The organism is Paenibacillus sp. FSL H8-0175 (assembly GCF_045040615.1).
In the GTDB taxonomy this organism is placed as follows: Bacteria; Bacillota; Bacilli; order Paenibacillales; family Paenibacillaceae; genus Paenibacillus_AQ; species Paenibacillus_AQ odorifer.
In genome coordinates, this window is sequence record NZ_CP150299.1 from 4,524,788 (window position 1) to 4,544,105 (window position 19,318).

Annotated in this window: 18 protein-coding genes; 6 read left to right on the forward strand and 12 right to left on the reverse strand. The window is 41.2% G+C overall.

Annotation, left to right across the window (positions count from 1 at the left end; genetic code table 11):
• Nucleotides 1-6 precede the first annotated feature (6 nt).
• From MHH46_RS20165 to MHH46_RS20180, 4 genes are all read right to left on the reverse strand, one after another.
• Complete coding sequence (locus MHH46_RS20165) at nt 7-4,488, reverse strand: hypothetical protein (RefSeq protein ID WP_076190644.1); 4,482 nt, start codon at nt 4,486-4,488, stop codon at nt 7-9.
• Nucleotides 4,475-5,233 carry a DUF6063 family protein gene (locus MHH46_RS20170; protein ID WP_076190642.1) on the reverse strand — a complete coding sequence of 253 codons (759 nt, stop codon included), beginning with the start codon at nt 5,231-5,233 and terminating at the stop codon, nt 4,475-4,477. The genes MHH46_RS20165 and MHH46_RS20170 overlap by 14 nt, the downstream gene beginning before the upstream one ends.
• Before the next feature lie 12 nt (nt 5,234-5,245).
• Nucleotides 5,246-6,754 carry a hypothetical protein gene (locus tag MHH46_RS20175; RefSeq protein WP_143762720.1) on the reverse strand — a complete coding sequence of 503 codons (1,509 nt, stop codon included), beginning with the start codon at nt 6,752-6,754 and terminating at the stop codon, nt 5,246-5,248.
• Nucleotides 6,755-7,126: 372 nt separating this feature from the next.
• Complete coding sequence (locus tag MHH46_RS20180) at nt 7,127-7,618, reverse strand: GNAT family N-acetyltransferase (RefSeq protein WP_081387124.1); 492 nt, start codon at nt 7,616-7,618, stop codon at nt 7,127-7,129.
• Nucleotides 7,619-7,911: 293 nt separating this feature from the next.
• Here MHH46_RS20180 and MHH46_RS20185 point away from each other — a divergent pair, with 293 nt between their 5' ends.
• Complete coding sequence (locus MHH46_RS20185) at nt 7,912-8,724, forward strand: undecaprenyl-diphosphate phosphatase (protein ID WP_036688882.1); 813 nt, start codon at nt 7,912-7,914, stop codon at nt 8,722-8,724.
• A 70-nt stretch (nt 8,725-8,794) separates the two neighbouring features.
• Here MHH46_RS20185 and MHH46_RS20190 read toward each other — a convergent pair whose 3' ends face one another.
• Genes MHH46_RS20190 through MHH46_RS20200 form a run of 3 tightly spaced genes read right to left on the reverse strand, consistent with a single transcriptional unit; the run spans nt 8,795 to nt 10,720 of the window.
• Nucleotides 8,795-9,388, reverse strand: a complete 594-nt coding sequence (locus MHH46_RS20190) for a hydrolase (protein WP_076127313.1) — start codon at nt 9,386-9,388, stop codon at nt 8,795-8,797.
• Nucleotides 9,389-9,438: 50 nt separating this feature from the next.
• Nucleotides 9,439-9,771, reverse strand: coding sequence for a chaperone CsaA (csaA, locus tag MHH46_RS20195; protein ID WP_076134367.1), 333 nt, complete (start codon nt 9,769-9,771; stop codon nt 9,439-9,441).
• A gap of 43 nt (nt 9,772-9,814) precedes the next feature.
• On the reverse strand, nt 9,815-10,720 hold the full coding sequence (locus tag MHH46_RS20200) for a DMT family transporter (RefSeq protein WP_076190636.1): 906 nt from the start codon (nt 10,718-10,720) through the stop codon (nt 9,815-9,817).
• Nucleotides 10,721-10,868: 148 nt separating this feature from the next.
• Here MHH46_RS20200 and MHH46_RS20205 point away from each other — a divergent pair, with 148 nt between their 5' ends.
• Nucleotides 10,869-11,759, forward strand: coding sequence for an AraC family transcriptional regulator (locus tag MHH46_RS20205; RefSeq protein WP_076190634.1), 891 nt, complete (start codon nt 10,869-10,871; stop codon nt 11,757-11,759).
• 294 nt (nt 11,760-12,053) lie between these two features.
• Nucleotides 12,054-13,109, forward strand: a complete 1,056-nt coding sequence (locus MHH46_RS20210; protein ID WP_076190631.1) for an ankyrin repeat domain-containing protein — start codon at nt 12,054-12,056, stop codon at nt 13,107-13,109.
• A gap of 96 nt (nt 13,110-13,205) precedes the next feature.
• On the opposite strand, the gene MHH46_RS20215 is transcribed toward MHH46_RS20210, so the two are convergent.
• On the reverse strand, nt 13,206-13,286 hold the full coding sequence (locus tag MHH46_RS20215) for a YjcZ family sporulation protein (protein ID WP_232061537.1): 81 nt from the start codon (nt 13,284-13,286) through the stop codon (nt 13,206-13,208).
• Nucleotides 13,287-13,552: 266 nt separating this feature from the next.
• On the opposite strand from MHH46_RS20215, the gene MHH46_RS20220 reads away from it, so the two are divergent.
• Nucleotides 13,553-13,978 carry a MarR family winged helix-turn-helix transcriptional regulator gene (locus MHH46_RS20220; protein WP_076190629.1) on the forward strand — a complete coding sequence of 142 codons (426 nt, stop codon included), beginning with the start codon at nt 13,553-13,555 and terminating at the stop codon, nt 13,976-13,978.
• Nucleotides 13,979-14,060: 82 nt separating this feature from the next.
• Nucleotides 14,061-15,476 carry an MDR family MFS transporter gene (locus MHH46_RS20225; protein ID WP_143762722.1) on the forward strand — a complete coding sequence of 472 codons (1,416 nt, stop codon included), beginning with the start codon at nt 14,061-14,063 and terminating at the stop codon, nt 15,474-15,476.
• A 68-nt stretch (nt 15,477-15,544) separates the two neighbouring features.
• Here the strand turns inward: MHH46_RS20225 and MHH46_RS20230 are convergent, their stop codons facing one another.
• The 4 genes from MHH46_RS20230 to MHH46_RS20245 all read right to left on the reverse strand — a co-directional run bounded on the left by MHH46_RS20230 (nt 15,545) and on the right by MHH46_RS20245 (nt 18,326).
• Nucleotides 15,545-16,018 carry a GNAT family N-acetyltransferase gene (locus MHH46_RS20230; RefSeq protein WP_076190624.1) on the reverse strand — a complete coding sequence of 158 codons (474 nt, stop codon included), beginning with the start codon at nt 16,016-16,018 and terminating at the stop codon, nt 15,545-15,547.
• A gap of 40 nt (nt 16,019-16,058) precedes the next feature.
• Nucleotides 16,059-16,328 carry a hypothetical protein gene (locus tag MHH46_RS20235; RefSeq protein ID WP_076127327.1) on the reverse strand — a complete coding sequence of 90 codons (270 nt, stop codon included), beginning with the start codon at nt 16,326-16,328 and terminating at the stop codon, nt 16,059-16,061.
• A 94-nt stretch (nt 16,329-16,422) separates the two neighbouring features.
• The gene (locus MHH46_RS20240; RefSeq protein WP_076190621.1) at nt 16,423-17,076 is read right to left on the reverse strand and encodes a DUF421 domain-containing protein; all 654 of its coding nucleotides are present in this window, start codon (nt 17,074-17,076) and stop codon (nt 16,423-16,425) included.
• 122 nt (nt 17,077-17,198) lie between these two features.
• A complete protein-coding gene (locus tag MHH46_RS20245; protein WP_256720976.1) occupies nt 17,199-18,326 on the reverse strand; it encodes an ATP-binding protein in 1,128 nt (375 codons plus the stop codon).
• A gap of 436 nt (nt 18,327-18,762) precedes the next feature.
• On the opposite strand from MHH46_RS20245, the gene MHH46_RS20250 reads away from it, so the two are divergent.
• Nucleotides 18,763-19,182 carry a hypothetical protein gene (locus MHH46_RS20250; RefSeq protein ID WP_076127333.1) on the forward strand — a complete coding sequence of 140 codons (420 nt, stop codon included), beginning with the start codon at nt 18,763-18,765 and terminating at the stop codon, nt 19,180-19,182.
• Nucleotides 19,183-19,318 lie beyond the last annotated feature (136 nt).

Here is a 19,318-nt window from a genome sequence, read left to right on the forward strand (position 1 = left end):
CCATACTCAGAACAACGAGACAGGAATAAGCTTTCTTCCTCCCTTAATCAGGGTCGATTCCAGCATGTCCCCTTTGACGCCTCCAAAATAAAGCTGCCAATATACGCCAAAACGCACGCTGACATCATTCTTCACCAGCTCCGGCGGCGTAACAATCAGCCATTGGAATTTGAGCGCCTTGGAAATTTCAAAGACGGGGTCAAGCACGTTATTGGAGACCATTTCTCCGAAAGGATTGTCATATAAAAAGACCGTCCAGCCTTTATTCTCACGATTCACCCGTTTATGCGTCATGATCATCATTGCGACCAGCAGCTGTACAGATTGACGTTGCCCACCACTGCCGACTGCTTCATCCAGTGCGCCGCGATTAATAATCTCCCAGTCCGAATAATGATAATCTTCCGGTGCGGCGTAGAGGAAATAATTCTCCGTTACCGGTTTATACACTTGAAGTATCGGAAAGCGGTTCTGCAGCGCTGCATAGACAATTCGTCCGTCATTAATAACCTCTTTGATTACCAGCGCCGGCACTTGTTCTATCTTGGGATACTTTTTGAGCAATTCATTGATGCATTGATTGAAGTAGTCACTCACCATCGGCTCTACCTCATCGCTTGTTCTTGGCACATTGATATTCTTGTAGTTCAGACGTACCAGCGGGAAGGCATAATTATTCTCGTTATGAATAATCATCCGGCGTTCCATTCGCTTCATAATATCAATGATTTGTACCACTCGTAGAGATGCCCGGCCAACCCACATCTTGCGGGAGAGATCCATGCCTTCCTTATCGCTTTGAATGCTCTCAATCTGATCGCGCGAACTGCGTAGCATGGAATCTAGGACTTGCAGTGCAATGGCGAAATTATCCCAATGGACCGTATTCAATCGATCTAGAATCTTGGTCTCCAGTTCGGAATTCCGTTCATTTTTCGCAAGTTTTTCGGTTAAGGAATTTTTCTCTTCCTTCACCTTTTTGGAGATCTCATCCTGTCTAATCCGGCTATCCTTAATGCGGAGAAGCCAGTCGGCTACTAAAGGCTCGCAGCTTTCTCTAACCCTCAGCGTTATTTCTTCTGGCACACTCCGTAGGTTGACGCGATCCTCAATATGCGCGTTCATTATTTTGATTTGATTGGATAAAGTCTGAAGGAGGACATCGATTCGGTCCAAGGATCTTTTACACTGATTAAGCATAAGCTCATTCGCTTGGCAGCGCTCCTGAATTTCTGTCTCCTTATCCCCTAGCGCCTCATTCCAAAGCTCCACAGCACGTTCATGTTTCTCTTTGATTCCCTTCTCTACTTTGCGCAACTCTTTCTGCAAGTTCTCCAATTCAGTCTGGCAGCGGATGTAACCGTCGTGAACAATCTGATAGTCTTCCTCCAACGAAGTAGTATCCGTCTTTTGGCGATTTCTTGCAGCCATAATGGTCTCGGACGTTTCCGTAGGTTCGGTCGCCTTCCGCCAATTCACATCCACTTGATTCAGGCTGGATTCAAGCTCAGCCAGATTCTCGCTTGCTGCTTTAATCTGTGCAGCTCTTGTCCGAACTTCCAGTTCATTTTCAGTTAATGATTGCTGTAGACTTTCCACGGTACTAAGCTGCTGCAATAGAAGATTCTGCTCTACAGGATCTACAGGTATGACTTCTCCTTCATCAGAAAGCTGGGGATCTGTTGGGAAAACAATCTCAGGAAACCATCGTTGCAGTCTAGGGAACATCGCATATTCGGTTTCTCTCGTCCATTTATTGCGTTGTCCACTCAAGCTTTCTATTTGCACCTTTAGGTGTTCAAGCTGCTGATCTTTACCTGCTAACTCTTTGCTCACCATATTCTTTCGTTCGACTATTTTTTGTTTTTCCTTATAATCTTGTTCCTGTTTCTTCGTCCGTTCAATCCAAGCTTGCAGAACCCCCGCTCTCTGCTCATGCTCCACACTTAGAACTTTGTTCTCAGCGAGCTCCCGTCCGATCCGGGTAAGCGTCCCTTCGTTCTCATCCATCTCATGGCTCAGATTGTTAATGCTCTGCTGAAGTTCAGCCTGCAGTTTAATAAGGGCATCCTGCTTGGCTGTAAGCGTCATGGTATTCTCAGTTTGGAATAAACGTTCATATTCTTGACGCACCGATTTTAACTTAGATAAATAAGCTTCAGAGTCCTGAAGGATCTGCTCCTGTTCTTTGAGCTTCCCCTGAATACTGCTCTTCCAATCCTGGAAACGATCCGGCTGCAAGACCATTTGCGGCCCTTGATTCGCAAAAAGCATGAAGGATGCTTGATGCGGAGCTGCCATCTCTTCACGGATAAAGATCGGCACCGCTGATTTAAGCAAGGTGTCCTTCATCAGTTCCGGCTGAATTTTATCAGCTTCGCGCCGGGTCATAATCAAACTATATGGAAGTAACGGATATTGCTCCAGTTCTTCCTCACGTTCAAGATACGGACGGTCATTTAAGTAGGAACTACCTAGTGTTGATTGAATCTTTAACGAATCGAGTGTATCTTTGACCGTCAGAATATCTGAATTGGGTAGCCAGTAGGATTGGTTCTGAAGTTCCACATCCATGAGCTGATTATAGTAATCCCTTCTGGAACGTTTAGTCTGTTGCTCTACTTCATCTATTTTTCGGATAAAACGTGCCGGGATAACATCTTGTTCTTCAAAAAGGCCAGTAGCTCCTAAACGATTATGCTCTTCATACATTTCCAGCAGTACAACGAGCTGTGACCATAATTGGGATTCTTTCTGAGTCTGTGACTCAAGCAGAACCCCAAGCTCGTCCGCTTCACGCTCATAAGAACGCCGTTTCTCACTCAGCTCAGCATGACTCTTATGCAGTGCCAGCTTCCGAATCTCTTCCTGCTTGTGCTGTTCTTCCAAGTCTCCAATGTCTTCAAGAATCGTTTTGGCCGCTGAGATCGTACGCTGCAGGGTAGCTGCCGGAGAATGGGCGGCATCCTGCCCATATTGGGCTGCGAATGCTCCGAGTTCTTCCGTGTATTGCCGAATAGATAAGGTCAAATCATTGATCTGATTATCCAGCCCGGCCAGCTCTACCAAGAAACTCTCCCTTTCCTTGCGCAATCTTCTCTCTTCCGCCGTTAGGTCTTGCTGTGCTGTCCCAAACTCTCTGATCGTTTGCTGCCAGAGATTAAATACCACATTCCACTGTTTCCGCAGCTGTTCCTTGGCTGCCTGAATGACCTCTTGCCGTTCTTTCATCTCCAGAGAACCTTCGATAGCTTGAATTTCTTTTTGCCACTGCTCAATTTGCCGGGTATGGAGCAACCGTTTAGCCAGAAAATAAGCTACTTCAAGCTTCTTATCTTGCGCTTTGGAATCCTCCAGCCGACCACGCGCACGGCTCTGATCATCACTGAGCTTCTTAAGCTCTTCTTGCTTCAGTTCCGTTTCTTCCTTACTGCGTAAGTATTTAAGATTGTCTGTCTCAAAGCGCAATTGCTTCGCATCCTGATAACGTCCAGCCAGTTCATCAGCAATCTTACTTCGCTCAGCTTCTGCATTTCTCTGCTCTTCATAGATAACCGTATAGATTTGGCGTCCACGTAATTCCGTTTCTTGAACTACGTTTTCTGCTTCCACGCCTAGTTTTACCAGCTCATAAAGTGGTGCAGCCATACTAAGAAACTCTGTATAGACCTGCTCCCGCTGTTCAAGCATCGGCAAGCGCTGAGCCACTGTTGCTGTATCGATAAACATCCGCTGCAGCGTATTGTCGTCTTCCTTTAATCCTTCATTCAGACTAGATCCGATTTCAGGAATAATCAGCTTTTCGAACAAGTTATGATTGGTGAAGGCATCATTTTTTTTAAAATAACCTTTGATACCGCCCTCTTCACCATTGATCCGCCGCATATTACGCCACTCGGCGATATGGATATCCCGGGTAGCCAGGTAGTCATAATATCTTTTCAAATCCGAGCTATGGCTGCCAAAAGGTACAATCTCTCCCCGCCGATCGCGCACAAATTGCTGGATCGTTTCAAAACTCGTAGGTTCAGCAGTCACCTCGTCAAATAACGGCAACGTTGATAGCGTAAGTTCAGCCGCTTCACCGTAATCTGTAAGTGCGTACAGCAAGTAATCCACTTTGATATCCTGCTGATCAAGCGAATTATGTGCCGTCATAGCGATTCCCGTGGTCATATACTCATTGCGCTCATTGTTGTCGAGATGCCATTCGATAGCTACGTGAAAAGTGTACGGTTTAAGTTGTTTTTTATGATTATGAAAGAATGCCTCAACCTGGTTCTCACCGTCTTTGCCCCATGGTGTTTTGGGCATCAATAGCTGGAAAATAGATTGCAGCAGTACGCCCTTTCCACCGCCATTCATGAGCGTAATAAGCGTATTAGCGGGTCCCTCTTCGTTGCAGATGTCCAGAATCATGTCGTCGTATTTCTTGAGCATCTTCTCGTATTTAAGTCCTGTAATTCGTATGCGTTCAATCCGCGGCATAGGTAGCACCGTCTTTCTCAGCTAAAGTTCTTCCAATGAGGCTCTTTAATTCCTGATATCGATCGACATCATGATATAAATAACGCATTCTCTCATAAAGCTCTTCCCGAGGAAAGATACGCTTCTCTGTCTCAGAGATGAATACGAGTTTCTCCTCTTCCAGAAGTTTCATGCCTTCATGAATCAGCCCAATTCGTGAGCCTGCGCCTCTGGTCAGAAGATCACTCTCTTCCTGACTCTTAGTCTGCATGTAAAGACTGGTCCATACCTTAAACATCGCTTGGATATCAAGCTGCCACTGCTGGCTGAATCGTCCTTCCTCATCCATCTGAATCCACGTCTGAAAGAGAGAGGACACCTGATCAGCAATTTGAATATAGGACATACTGTCCTGCCCCGACTTAAAATGAGTCTCATCCTGATCCATTTCGGCCAGAAAAACCAGAATAATAATATTGATAATATGTAAGTGAGTTTTACGCTCAACACGTGAATATTTGTTCTTCAACTGGGTGAAATTGGTTGCAAACACTGACCCCAGCGGATTAACTAGCAGATGGAGACGGTGCCCGGAATTCATCACCCGACAGCCCCCTTCTTTAGCAACGTACTGAAGTGCATCATAAGTTCCTGCATCCTGAAGGCATTCTGCCGCTGCAGGGTCATCGAGAGGAATTACTTTTTTACGGAGCAATTCAAAAAATAGCCGCGAAGCTTGCTGTACCTGTTCTAATGTATAACTCATGTTAGTAACTTCTCACCTCTCCACGATCGTAATCATATATGGACTCATATCCAGACCAGAACACCGTACCCCTGAGGCTGGTTCTGGAGCAATGCTCGTCCGCAGCGTTTTGCCGCGTAAACTCTCCAACAGAAGATCTTCTGCAAGTACATATTGGATTAGCTGTTGGCATTCATCAGAAACGCCGCTACCACCTTCTGGTGCCTGTTCCTGCACTAAAATATCTGTATGAAAAAACTGCACCCACAGATCAACAGCATCCGGTGTGTTTGCCCACCCTGTCAGTTCTTCGGCGGAAAAAGCGTCTGCAGTAAAGGTAAAGCTTCCATGCTCAGCCAAGGCAGCAAAAACCGGCTTCCACAGCTCCACTACTCTTGCCCATGGAATACCTTTAGGAATATATTGAACAGGCTCTGTGTCCACCTCATCTTCGAAATCATCCATCACTAAGTCGGGGATAAACCCTACCTCTTGTTCCTCCCAAGCCCAAGGAAGCGGATAAACGAAGTCCTGATTCGGAGCGAATAATCCGCTGAGCAGCAGTTCAAGACTGTCACCGCTTGGCAGACCCTCTTCTTTCACCCATTCCTCCCATACGTGAGTACGAAAGTTAAACCCGGCTGCTCCCCAGAATAATTCAGGGAAGTTCAATCTTAAATTGGTCTCCATCTCAAAAATATTCAACACTACCTCAGCCAGCTCATCGTGTACACGCCTAGAAAGCTCGACTCGTTCAGAGAGAATACGGATCTCATTGAAGTCGATCACGTCTTTCTCATCATTGGCCAGCCGGGCCAGAGAACGGTGAATACTGTCAAAATGTTTGCGTTCCTCCTCGAACTGATGATGAATCTCTTCGAGTCGCTGATGCCGAGCCACTCCGAATTCACTAAAAATATGCTTCGGATTGCGGCGTAACGCATTGCGGTATTCTTGCTGTTGCTGAGTCATCTTACGGACACGGGAGATCAGTTCATTAACATCCTGAAGAGCCCGAGTTACGCGCCCATGCTTAATATGCATTTGAATCTCGAGCAGTTTGATGCTGATCTGAAATTCATCAATAATCTCATGGCTCATAAAAATGAGCTCCATTGCATATTCAGAGAGACGATAGATGGTTCTGCCGTTCTCTTCCCAACTGCTGCGAGTCGCATCCTCGTCCACTGTGAAATACTTATATTTCTGCACGGACATTTGCCGGGTCACATCATCATAGAAAAAGGATTCGAAATCCCCACCATTCCCGCTCCACAATAAACCGTCCACGAGACGCTCTACGGATTCGGTAGTCCCAAGATTGGCGATATTAAAACGTTCCAGCGCAGTCCAAGTAAGCTCAATAATATCCTCTTTGGATCTTCTCTCATTCGATTCTAGCTCCAGATAATAGACTTGCAGCAGAACGCTTAAAGATACCATTTCTTTGTAAGGTTGGATTTCGCCAAGGTTCATGCCAGCCCCCAAATTCCACAGGGGATTCAATCGTTTGTTTCGTTCGCCAAAATCCGACCAATTCATCTTTCTGCTAACCTCGCCATCACTTCATAATTTAAAATTTCCTGCGGAACTCTCCGATCCTCTTTTCCCTGTACGGACAACCCCATACTTGTTCTCGATCACCCTCACTAAAAGAAATAAAACCCCTATACATCCTGTATAGGGTTCTGAAGCACGGGAATATATGTTTCTATTATAACAATCCTACAAAGGTTATGCTATTTTTGTTAAACAAAATAATTGATTCTAGCCGGATGACAAAAGATCGCAGAATTACAGGGAGAAATTCCCTGATTTTTCTGTTGAAACTTCATTAACCCTTATAGACTCCGCAAAAAAAAGACTGCCCCAAAAACCATGAAATGGCTGAATGGGACCGCCCTTTTTTATTAACTACTCGGCAACTCCTGGCGTAAACGCCATACAATACTGCTCAAGTGTGCTATTAGGTAGAGGAATGACCTTAACCGTACGGAACTGATAATGCTCATAAATGGGCAAATTGCTCGGTGTCTGTGTCTCTAACGTACATAACGTATTGCTCATACGACATTCCGCGAGTAGCGGTGTCATGATTTTTGATACATATCCTTGACCTCGATATTGATCCTGCACTGCAAGCATATCCAAATGTTTATACTTCTGATCCCCAAACATTGATAACCACAAGGAACTCATACTACGCAAAATAGATAAACCACGTATAAATCCTCGCACCCCAATGATTCGGCAAATCGGTAATGACTTAATTATCGCAAAGACAATCTGTTTCATATACCTGACGTTCGAAATCACTGTCCCTGTCTGACGCTCCGAATGGAACACTAAAGCCACTGCTTCAAAGTTAGTAGAAGTCGTTAGTAAATCCGAATATGGATACAACATCTCAATGTAACGATGAAAAAAAATATTCAACACGCGTAATCGGGTTGATTCATCAGGCAAGATATGCTGATATAACGGATCATTTTTGGCAAATGCTTCGGCCAGAACACTGGCTGCTCTTGGAATATCATGCTGCTGAATTTTTAGTACTGTACTACAAATAGTTCCACCTCATTTAATAGTCTTACGAATTAGTATAACTCGTTCAATTGAATATGGCACGATGGTTCTATTGTCATTTCTTTATTGAATACGATATGATTGAAAAGATTACAAAAATACTGGGAGGTAAAATGGAAGATATTATACTGTGGCTTAAATACTTGTTTCTAGGGTTTGTTCAAGGGGCAACTGAGCCAATCCCCGTCTCTTCGAGCGGCCATTTGATCATCGCACAGAAATTGCTAGGCTTAAAACAAAATGGGCTATCATTTGAAATCTTAACAAATACGGCTTCACTAATTGCGATTTGTTTTATTTTCCGCAAAGATATCGGAAGATTGATCACTGGATTCGTTCAATTTATTCTGACCCGCAAAGAGGAATATAAGTCGGATTTCCTCTTCTCTTTGTACATCATCATCGGTACCTTGCCTGCGGTAATTGTTGCCTTACTCTTCAAGGATCAGATTGAGGATATCTTCTCGTCGGTTCATACCGTATCCATCGCCTTGCTGGTTACAGGGGTAGCTTTATGGTTGATCCGTAACCTTCGCGGACGTAAACAAGATGGTGACTTAAAAGCGAAGGATGCAGTTATAGTCGGACTTGCCCAAGCAGTCGCCCTTATTCCTGGGATAAGCCGCTCTGGTGCAACTGTCATCTCTTCCATCGCTGTGGGAATGAAGCAAGAAACTGCCTTACGCTTTTCTTTTATGCTTTATATTCCTGTCAGTTTGGGCGGACTTGTTATGGGCGCATCTGATATTGCCCACGATCCTAACCGCTCGCAGCTAGCCATTCCATACTTGATTGCATTTATTACTACACTTATCGTCACTTATTTCTCCATGCGTTGGTTTATGGGGATTATGGCTAAAGGTAATTTGAAGTATTTCTCTTATTACTGCTTCTTAGCTGGGATACTTCTCCTCATCTTTATGTAAGACATAACTTCAATTAAAAAACCTCATGACAATCTCTGAGATCACAGAGAGAGCATGAGGTTTTTTTATATTATTTCAACATGGATATTACTTCATCGCTCGACCGGATCTTACCTATGCGAGGGAAGATAGTTTTGCATACATAATCATGCTCTTCTTTAGCCATCGCGGTCATAGCATCTTCTACAAAAACTTGATGATAACCAAGCTGATAAGCTTCTCTAGCAGTAGTATCCACACCAATCGAGGTAGAAATACCACATAATACGATCGTGTCTATTCCGCGGCGTCGTAACTGCAAATCAAGATCTGTACCGAAAAATGCCCCCCACTGCCGTTTGGTAATCAGATGTGCATTTTTGATATTCGCTAATTCTGGTACGATGTCGTCCCAACCTTCTGGATAGGTCACGGAATTCATTTTCAAATCAGTTTTAGGTTTAAGCATATCTTGCCCATCTAGCCATGACACCCTCACCAGAACAACAAATCCTCCTTTCTCCGTAAAGGATTGGGCTAATTTGCTGGCATTCTCAACCACCTGAGCACTTGTATGCGGCCCCTGCTTTGGACTGTGGACAATTCCCTGCTGCAAGTCGATCACGACTAGCGCCGTTTTACTTGCCTCAATACTTTCAGATGCTAAGCTTGTTAATTCTTCCATTGTCTTCTCTCCGATTACTATCAATTTTTGTATACTACAATTACCCTATATTACCCAATAGGTGTCCCATTAGGTAATTTAATATCTGGCTTCAAGAGAACCACATCCCCTTTATCCGGTATTCCTCCAAGAACTAATACTTCTGATTGGAAACCCGCAATATTTCGAGCAGGAAAGTTAACTACCCCAATGATTTGTTGCCCTACAATCTCTTCGGCCTTATATCGTTTAGTAATCTGTGCACTTGATGTTTTGCTTCCGATATCTGGTCCAAAATCAATTTGGAGTTTAATCGCAGGTATTTTTGCTTTTGCAAAAAACTCCGCTTTAATAATTGTTCCAACACGAACATCAAGTTTTAAAAAATCATCAATAGTTACCATTTGCCATCCCCCTATTTAGCTAAAACATTTTCCAACTACTCATTCACTTATTTTGAATGTTGTACTTTAAAGATTTCGACCAAAAATACATTCCCATACCGAGTAAGGTTATTATGCCACCTAAAAACTGGAATAATGATATAGTTTCCCCTAATAATAGATATGCAAGGACTATAGCAAGAACAGGCTCACCAATAATCCCAACCGAGACAGTAGTTGCTCCAATCGACTTTAACAAAAGGTTAAAGATGTATTGACCAAAAATAGTTGGAATTATTGCAAGAAGCAAAAAATAAATCCAATCTGATGAAGCATAATTAATTAATGAGACATTATTTATCAAATTGTACACGAGCATAACAGTACCACCAATAAAAAAAACGAAAATGCTGTATATACTTGCATTGATTTTGCCGCTTACTTTTTGCCCGGCCAACAGATAGACTGAAGCAAAGAATGTGCCAATTAACGATAAACCATCGCCAATTAATGCATCTTTCGAAACCCATATGTCTCCCCATGCAATAACAATCGAACCTAAAAGAGCAACAATCAGGCAAAAAACGCTTAGCAGGTTAACATGTTCTTTGAATAAAAAGTAAGACCCCATCATAACAAATAGCGGCTGTAACGATAAGATCACCATGGAGCTTGCAACTGAAGTATAGACCAATGATTCCATCCAGAATAAAAAGTGTAACCCTAGAAATAGGCCGGATAAAATAACGATGACCCAATCTTTTTTATTCATCTCAGTAGAACGAGCCATTTTCCCAGATGTAAAACAGAGCATGATGATTACAGAAATAAACAATCTATACATCCCGGCCACTGAAGTAGGTGTATCTGAAAGTTTAATCATGATTGAAGAGATAGAAACGGACAAAATACTGATAAATAACAGAATAAACGGATGCAATAGTATAGGCGGTTTATTTGAACTAGCCATAGTTCCTCCAAAATGTGTGACAATCCCTGTGCACAGAATTGTATGATAAGTCTAGGCTGGATATAATAATATCACCGCCAAGATCAATATTGTGCAACTATATCTTTAATTTATATTGAAATATCGTCAAATAAGGAGAATAAGCACTTTGAAAAAGCAATTACACGAAGCCATTCAATTTCCTAATGATGCATTTCCATACATCATGTACACTCATACCAATTATGAATCTATTCCTAATGGCAGAGGGGTTAACGATCTACATTGGCACCAAGAACTACAAATTACTTTAGTGACCAAAGGGAAACTAACCATACAAGTCAACGGAATCAATTATGATTTAGAAGCAGGTCAGGCCATCTTTATTAATAAGAGCGTACTTCATATTGTTACATACCTTAACCAAGAGGGTGAATATGTTAGTTTTAACTTCCCAGAGAAGTTACTTGCTTTTTATTCTGATAGTGCAATGGAAAAAAAGTATGTACTTCCGTATACCAATTCATTCTTGTTAAGTTTAGAAATCAAAGGAGATAAGGACTGGCATAATCAAATCCTACAAATTCTTTGGGCTATGAAAAAAGAATTTGAATCGAAAAAAAAATGGGGATGGGAGTACGAAGTTTCTATCAAAACAGTCCAGTTATGGTTAATCCTTATATCAAATTTTTCTCTATCCTCTGAGGAATCGTCTAAATATAACAGACTCCAGCAAGAGAGACTACAATTAATGCTTAGTTTTATTCACAAAAACTATTCTAATAATTTGACATTGAAGGAAATAGCAGATACAGCACATCTAAGTGTATCGGAGTGCACTCGAGGTTTTAAGAAAAGTATCCATATGACTCCGTATTTCTACTTAATTAAATATCGCATTAATAAAAGCTGTGATTTGTTAATAGCAACTGACTACACGATAACTGAAATCGCACAGCGAGTTGGTTTCAATAACGCAAATCACTTTATCCAGTCTTTTAAAAAACACTTAAACATAACTCCTAAGGAGTTCAGAAAAATTAGAAATGAACGAACTTAAAAAACAACAAAAGCAGAGTCGATCGCTTTGTCTGACTGCCTTGTGTTAGCGTAATTTCGATGCCCTTCGTAAATCTCGAATATATTTCCAAGACACAAGCTTAATGTTTTCATTTTCTAATAGTCTATGATTTCGGGAACGCCATATAAACGATATCCCACTCTTTTCCAATAAAGTTACGTTTATATCTTCAACCTTTTCGTCCTGCATGAATTAGTGTTCAATTCTACTATATGATAAACTTGCAAGAAGTTATCTGCTATTTATCTATTAATAAAGGAGCGGAAAAATGAGATGGGCAAAAAGAAAAAAACATTACCCGCCAATTTTGCCGAGCTGGTTAAAACGAATGATATATCTGCCTTAAAAGAGGTATTTGAGCTATGCGAATGGGATGCCCGTGGGGGTTACAGCAAAGGTACCGCCCTCAGCTTCCGGCAAATACCGGATGAGATGGTTTCCTGGCTTGTGGAGCAGGGTGCTGACATCAACGCTGCCGACAACTATAAGCGTACCCCTCTTCATGCTCAGGCTGCAACCTGGTCCGGAAATGTCCCCTTACTCCTTGAACTAGGTGCAGATATGGAAGCTCTGGATTACCAGAATGAGACACCGCTGCACTCAGCAGCTGCTTCTTACAAAACAAAAGTAGTGCGGGATCTGGTGGTACGCGGCGCAAATGTCCATGCAGAAAATAACCGGAAAAACACACCTCTCGCCAAAGGATTATTACAATGCCGGAATATCGATATAGTTCACATGGCAGAAATCTCGCGAATTATGCTGGATGCAGGAGCAGTAATCACGCCGGAGATGAAGGAATCCGTGCGGCGTATCGGCAAGGATTTTGAATTCGTCAGAACAAATTACAATAAAGATCGACTGGATGAAACTGCAAATGCTCTCCTGGAGCTGTACCGGCAATTTGATGTCGAGCCTATAGCGAAACTGCAGAGACATGATGGAATCTCTCCTATCGAGGTAACGGCAACCGCATGGCCCGCACAGCACCAAGAGCTGTGGGATTTTCTCGTCCCTGCTTCAGGACACGCGACAACGGTGCAGGGTGAGGTTATCCGCATCACAGGGCGGGTGTCTCATGAAATCCTTAATAATGGCGGAGGAAACTGGGATGCCGATTACCGTAAAATGCTGGATGCACTGATACGGCATTTTAGCACGGGAACGCCTTTAGAGCCCGTCCTTCTTCAAGAGGCAACATCACTCGCCAAACGGTTCCGCAACATCGCTGGCAATGAGCAACCAGCCAGATTATGCGAGCTGGCGGTGCAATGGGTACTTGCCAATCCTCAGCCTATTTCTATGACACAACCCGATTATTCCCGTTAAGTCTATCCTGAATCCTTAACGTGTCTATTATCTAACTAAAGAAAACAAAGAAACGCCCCGAAGAAAAAAACTTTGGGGCATCAATTTACATGAATTCTAGATCCAACAAGTTTTAAGGATAATGACGAGAAGAATGTAAAGCACAAGAATCGTACCCGTTGATGTCCAAGGATTAATACAAACTGGAGCCTTTTTTTGTTCTTGAACGCCCCCAACACAGTTATACCCCATTTAAATCCCTCCCTAATTAATTTTTTCAAATTTCACAACAGCATATGACTATGTATCATCAAGTGATTGGGCATTAAACAACTTTGCCGCTTGTATCTAAGTCTATGATTCAATTCATTTTCTTTAACTTGACAAGCATACATAACTTTATGCTAATATAGACAAATCAATAACGTTGATATATCATCTATTCTTCAATTAGGAGAGATCATATGGATTCAAGAGAACCTTTAGGTTTGGTCATTCGAGATTTGCATTTAGAAATAGCAAATTATTTAACAAAATTGCTTGCCCCTGTTCGACTTGCGCCTGAACAACATTTACTTATGGCTTTGTTGCTTGAGAAAGAAGGTTTATCTCAGAATGAGATTGCTAATAAACTCGGGAAGGACAAAGCCAGTGTTGCCCGAATGATCGCCAGCTTAGAGAGCAAAGGTTATATACGCAAAATAACAAGTACGCAGGATCGTCGTTCAGTAAATGTTTTTGTCACAGACGAAGGCAGAAAATTAGAGTCTACAATAAATGAGGTGACTATTAAATTAAACGAAGTTATCGCAACAGGACTATCTCCTGCGGATTATTCAACACTTAAGACTTTGCTAACTCGTGTGCAGGATAATGTAAGAGATGCTTAAAGCATTTCTCTCTCCCTTATAGTTGATATATCATCTATCATGCAAAAATAATCCGAATCAAAATTCTGAAAAGAGGTTCATCATTATCATGGAATCAACATCAACTGTTCAAGTTAAACGTCCCGCTCTTATGTCCTTCTCGCTTATGCTAGGTGCATTCGTCGGGCTATTCAGTGAAACCGCCTTAAACATGGCTTTTACAAATTTAATGGATGAATTTTCAATCAACGCCTCAACGGTTCAGTGGCTAACCACAGGATATTTACTTGTATTAGGAATCCTCGTTCCAATATCCGCCCTATTAATGCAATGGTTTACCACTAGACAATTATTCACAGCTTCTTTACTATTATCTATCGTCGGCACATTAATTGCTGCCCTCTCGCCCAATTTCACCTCATTATTAATTGCACGATTAGTGCAAGCCTTAGGGACAGGCTTATTGCTTCCATTAATGACCAATATTATTCTTATTATTTTCCCTGCACATAAACGCGGAACTGTCATGGGAATGATGGGACTCGTTATTATGTGTGCACCGGCCCTTGGACCTACTCTATCTGGTTTAATTGTAGATCATTTGGGCTGGGAGTATATCTTTTGGATAAGCTTACCTTTATTGTTATTTACATTAGGTTTCGGATTAACATTCATCAAAAATGTAGCCAACATCACAAAACCTAAAATTGATATTTTATCCATCTTGCTTTCTACTCTTGGATTTGGTGGAATCGTCTTTGGTTTTAGTAACTTTGCTGATCATTCTTTGAGTGAAATCATTGTTTTGCTGCCTCTTATTGTTGGTTTCATCAGCTTAATCTTGTTTGTATTACGGCAATTTAAATTGGAAACCCCAATGCTGAATTTACGGGTATTTAAATATCCCATGTTTACGATAGGTCTTATAATGCTCTTTTTAGGAATGATGATCATTTTATCTTCTGCAATTTTATTACCTTTATATTTAAAAGGAGGTTTATTGTTATCGGCCACAATGGCTGGTACTCTACTTCTTCCAGGCAGTGTTATCAACGGGGCTATGGCTCCAGTTACGGGTAGAGTATTCGATAAATACGGTCCGAAATTATTGCTGCCGCTTGGATTTTTTATCGCAACCATTGCTGGTTTTCTATTTACAAGAAACTCTACTGAAACCAGTAGCCTAACCTTTATTTTAATACACTGCGCAATGTTTATCGGATTAGCTATGGTCATTATGCCCGCTCAAACCAATGGGTTAAATCAATTACCCGTGAAATACTATCCGGATGGGGCTGCTGTTATGAGTACACTTCAGCAAATTGCAGGTGCTCTTGGTACAACGTTCGCTGTTACGCTAATGTCAAGCGGACAAACACAATTCGCAAACACACATCCAACCGCTGCACAGCCTGAAATATTAACCGCTGGAATTACACATGCTTACTTATTTATCGCAGCAATTGCAGCTATAGGATTGATTTTATCGTTATTTGTGAAGCGTATTCGAGTGTATTGATTTGTCTGTTAAAAAGACAGTGGACATGAACTGCCCGCTGTCTTTTTTTCAAGTATAATCCTACGATTTTAACTCATATGTTTTTCATAAAAAACTAATGTTAAGTTGTCATTTATTTTTTTGGTTTCCCCCGTGGTTCTATACCCTAACTTCTCATATAAGTAGCAATTCCTTTGCTCTTGTATAATGCTATCCAACTCCCATTTCTTTGCATCTTTATATCTCTGTTCAATGATTGCAAAAACCTGCTGGGCAATCCCCTTTCCATGGTGTTCTGGCAATATAAAGATGATGCTGACCCGATAAGCTTTATTATCTTTTTTAACGATGCGGACACCGCCCACAGCAATATCAAAATACTTAATCATATAATAATCTGCAAAAGACTGATTAATTCGATCCCTGATTTGTTCCACAGATTCATTGGCTGGGCTGGTTTCATAATCTTTATATTTCTCCAGCAATGGCATAAAGGCTTTGACTTGCATTTCATGAATAAACTCTGCGTCGCTCGCGTCTGCTTTACATAAAGAAATCTCCATAAAGTTATACCCCTCCGAAAGTTAGTAAATATATAAGCTGTCAGATATTCTTTTTATCCTTCGGTTTAGAGGAATCTCTAAAAGAGCCCAAGATCCCCGTAAACAGTCCAATTAATCCAATAAAAACGCCTATCCCGTGACCACCCTCATAGGCTAATATCACAACTACTCCAAACAATGTAATGTGAAGACCAAAAAGTTGAGTTTGTAGCACACTAGGCCGGATAAAATCTAATAATGCTCCTGCGTGAAACATTACAACAACTAGCACAATTAGAGCGGTTAAGATCCATAATCCTAAACTAATCATCCATACCTCCATTAAAATTTATTATCCACTGGGCACTCCTGATTTCAAATAAAGACACTTGAGCCTCCCGGCTCCAGCGTCTCATCATGTTGATTTATGGTTTGTTTTTGGGAAGGATATAGAGCGTTCCGTCTTCTTTATATTCAGCATAGGCAATATCCTCAATGCAATTATAACCAGACTCTCTGACGCGTTCCTGAATCTGCTCCTTGTTCATCGATCTGCCCCGCATGGACTCTTCCAGTACCCTGCCTTTATCAATAACTGTTATGGAAAAAGCAGAAGACTGCTCAGCTTCAGACTTGCGCATAACCGATAGAGAGCCGTTCGTTTCAAGCAGAGCATACCGTACTTCACTTAGGGAGAAGATATTTTGTTGCCTCAGCATGAACAGCAGTTGGGTATACTCAATATCGTATTTCTCCAACAAATCCTGATTCACTTTGCCATCGTCAATTAGCAGCACTGTCCGGCCTTCCGCCATGTTCCCGAATTTCACAAAATGGGTGGTCACCTTTTCGAACAGATAAGATAATGCGGTCCAAATAAAAAGAGCAAACAGCAGATGCCAGATCTTCACCTCATCATCATATATCGTATTGCCGACAATTTCACTTAAAATCAATGAAGACAGAAAATCGAGTGGTGTCAATTGACTAAGCGTCTTGCGGCCGGTAATAAAGGTAATGATCCACAAACCAAAAAAGCTGATGACCAATTTGACGCCTATAGATACAAATATCTCCATTGCTGCACCTCCAGATGGGACTCGCACAGGCTCGTTACCCTTTTTACACGAAATCCATTCATGAGAGGTATTACACACTCCTAGTGGGGTATAAACAGCAAAAGATACTCTCTGCAACTTGCCTATGTTGGGATAGTTATAAGGAACGTTGTCCCTTTGCCTTTTTCACTATCGACTTCAATAGTTCCTTTCACTTTATCGACGGTACTGTAGACCATAAGCATACCCAGCCCCGTTCCTTCTGCTTTAGTCGAATAATACGGCTTACCGAGTCGCGATATTTCATCTTTAGTCATGCCGACTCCGTTATCTTTGATACTGATCATAATATTTTGTTTTTTTTCAAATATATCGATAAATAGCGTACCGCCATCGGTTTCCTTCATCGCTTCTATACCGTTTTTATATAAATTAATAAGACACTGCTGAATCTGGTTCCGGTCATAGTTTTTATTTAACGAATTATTAAAACTAAATTGAACATCTACTTTGTGCATAGTGGCATAAGGCATTATGATATTTTTAGTATATTCTGACTCTGCCTTCATATTGGAGTAAACCATGTTTTCAGATTGTGGCTTGGCAAAGGAGAGATAATCACTTACAATTTTTTCTGCTCGCTGTAGCTCTTGTAGAGATAACTCTACAAAGCCCTTTTCCTCTGGCGTCATCGTTTTAGATTTATTTAATAGCTGCAAAAAACCACTAGTCACTGTAAGTGGATTTCTGATCTCATGGGATACACTTGCCGCTAGCTCGCTGACGACATTTAATCTTTCCGATTGGACAATCCGTTCCCGATTTTTAATATTGGAGATAATTTTCTCAATCAAAATCATAATGACACTCATCACCCCAACATGAGTTGTCAACGCATTTAATGAAAGAATCCAAAATTGCCTGTCTAAGGAATCCTGAACAAAACCTAAAATTAACAGATAAACCCCCATAATTAGCAAAGCAATCAGACTTGCCGCAATCACACGGCCCTTCGATGGTAATTTTAAAAATCTATTTTTATATAACGGCACCAAAATCAGAATCGCTGTCGCAAATAGAAACGAATAAAATACTCCACCTCCACCCACATAGAATCTGTAAGCATTCAAAATAATATATAGAGGAAGAACGTTCCTATATCCTCCAAACAGTGCCACAATAATAAACGGAATGTACCTTAAATCAAAAATATAGCCAATTTCAAGTCTGATAGGTTTTGCAATACAGAGACTCATGGTCACTGCAGACATAAAAACGAGAATCAATCTATTGTAGGAATAGGCCCGATTCTCAAAGAATATTAGAAATGTTAATACTGGAAAAAGCAAAAACAAAAAATTTAAAAGTAGGGTTTCAAACAAGAGATGACTTCCTTTCAGCCTTTTACTGCGTAAATGAATATATTCAAGGTTATATTAAGAGTTTTAGATCATTACCTAAGCTAACATTATAAGTCACAGTATTGACTATACACTATGTATTTCTCAACCATTTTTCAAATAATCCCAAAAAATCATACTATAGAACCACAATTAGCAAAAAAATACAGACATGTGAAGTCTGTGTGGGGTCATCAATTTTCGTATTCCTGAATATCTAAATTGTAAACTGTACCTTCGTAGTTTTTAAGGGCGCATAAATCTAGAGCTGCCACCTTTCTGTATCTGAGAGAAGGAGAGGATTTCATTGCATCCCATAACCGTAATCGAAATTGTAACGTCGGTTGGGTTTGTCCTTGTCATTTTTGTTATAGTATTAGTTTCACCTACGAGGATTAGAAAACTCGGTTTAATCGTAGCCTCTATATTAACATTACTTTTGCTTTTATCCTTTGCGATTCGTCCCGTTTGGATTGAGTTTCAAGTTTCTAAAAAAACAGAACAACTTAATCAATATCTGGAGAAAAAATACCCTTATCAAGAGTGGGAGATTAGCCGGCCAGAAGGCAGACAATATAATCCTTATCATTTAACGGTTAGATTTAAAAATGAAGCGGGCTGGGCTTATACCTATTTAGTAGCAGACAATAATATTCATCAAATCGTTTGGATCCCACCAGAAGGCAAATCTCCTGAGGAAGGAACGCATTCGGAAATGAATCATTAAGTTGTCTTTCACAGAAAACAGCCATCCCCTCAGGATGGCCAGTTTTTATTTCACTAAAAATCCGTTAACTGTGATATAGAGCGGAGTCAAACTAACTTCGCTCGGATCTCCACTTTTGATAATAGCAATGGAGACA

Coding starts and splice junctions, on each gene's coding strand:
- MHH46_RS20165 (WP_076190644.1), bottom strand. CDS start 4,488: ATGCCGCGGATTGAACGCATACGAATTACAGGACTTAAATACGAGAAG.
- MHH46_RS20170 (WP_076190642.1), bottom strand. CDS start 5,233: ATGAGTTATACATTAGAACAGGTACAGCAAGCTTCGCGGCTATTTTTT.
- MHH46_RS20175 (WP_143762720.1), bottom strand. CDS start 6,754: ATGAATTGGTCGGATTTTGGCGAACGAAACAAACGATTGAATCCCCTG.
- MHH46_RS20180 (WP_081387124.1), bottom strand. CDS start 7,618: ATGTTGTATCCATATTCGGATTTACTAACGACTTCTACTAACTTTGAA.
- MHH46_RS20185 (WP_036688882.1), top strand. CDS start 7,912: ATGGAAGATATTATACTGTGGCTTAAATACTTGTTTCTAGGGTTTGTT.
- MHH46_RS20190 (WP_076127313.1), bottom strand. CDS start 9,388: ATGGAAGAATTAACAAGCTTAGCATCTGAAAGTATTGAGGCAAGTAAA.
- csaA (WP_076134367.1), bottom strand. CDS start 9,771: ATGGTAACTATTGATGATTTTTTAAAACTTGATGTTCGTGTTGGAACA.
- MHH46_RS20200 (WP_076190636.1), bottom strand. CDS start 10,720: ATGGCTAGTTCAAATAAACCGCCTATACTATTGCATCCGTTTATTCTG.
- MHH46_RS20210 (WP_076190631.1), top strand. CDS start 12,054: ATGGGCAAAAAGAAAAAAACATTACCCGCCAATTTTGCCGAGCTGGTT.
- MHH46_RS20220 (WP_076190629.1), top strand. CDS start 13,553: ATGGATTCAAGAGAACCTTTAGGTTTGGTCATTCGAGATTTGCATTTA.
- MHH46_RS20230 (WP_076190624.1), bottom strand. CDS start 16,018: ATGGAGATTTCTTTATGTAAAGCAGACGCGAGCGACGCAGAGTTTATT.
- MHH46_RS20235 (WP_076127327.1), bottom strand. CDS start 16,328: ATGATTAGTTTAGGATTATGGATCTTAACCGCTCTAATTGTGCTAGTT.
- MHH46_RS20240 (WP_076190621.1), bottom strand. CDS start 17,076: ATGGAGATATTTGTATCTATAGGCGTCAAATTGGTCATCAGCTTTTTT.
- MHH46_RS20245 (WP_256720976.1), bottom strand. CDS start 18,326: ATGTCTGCAGTGACCATGAGTCTCTGTATTGCAAAACCTATCAGACTT.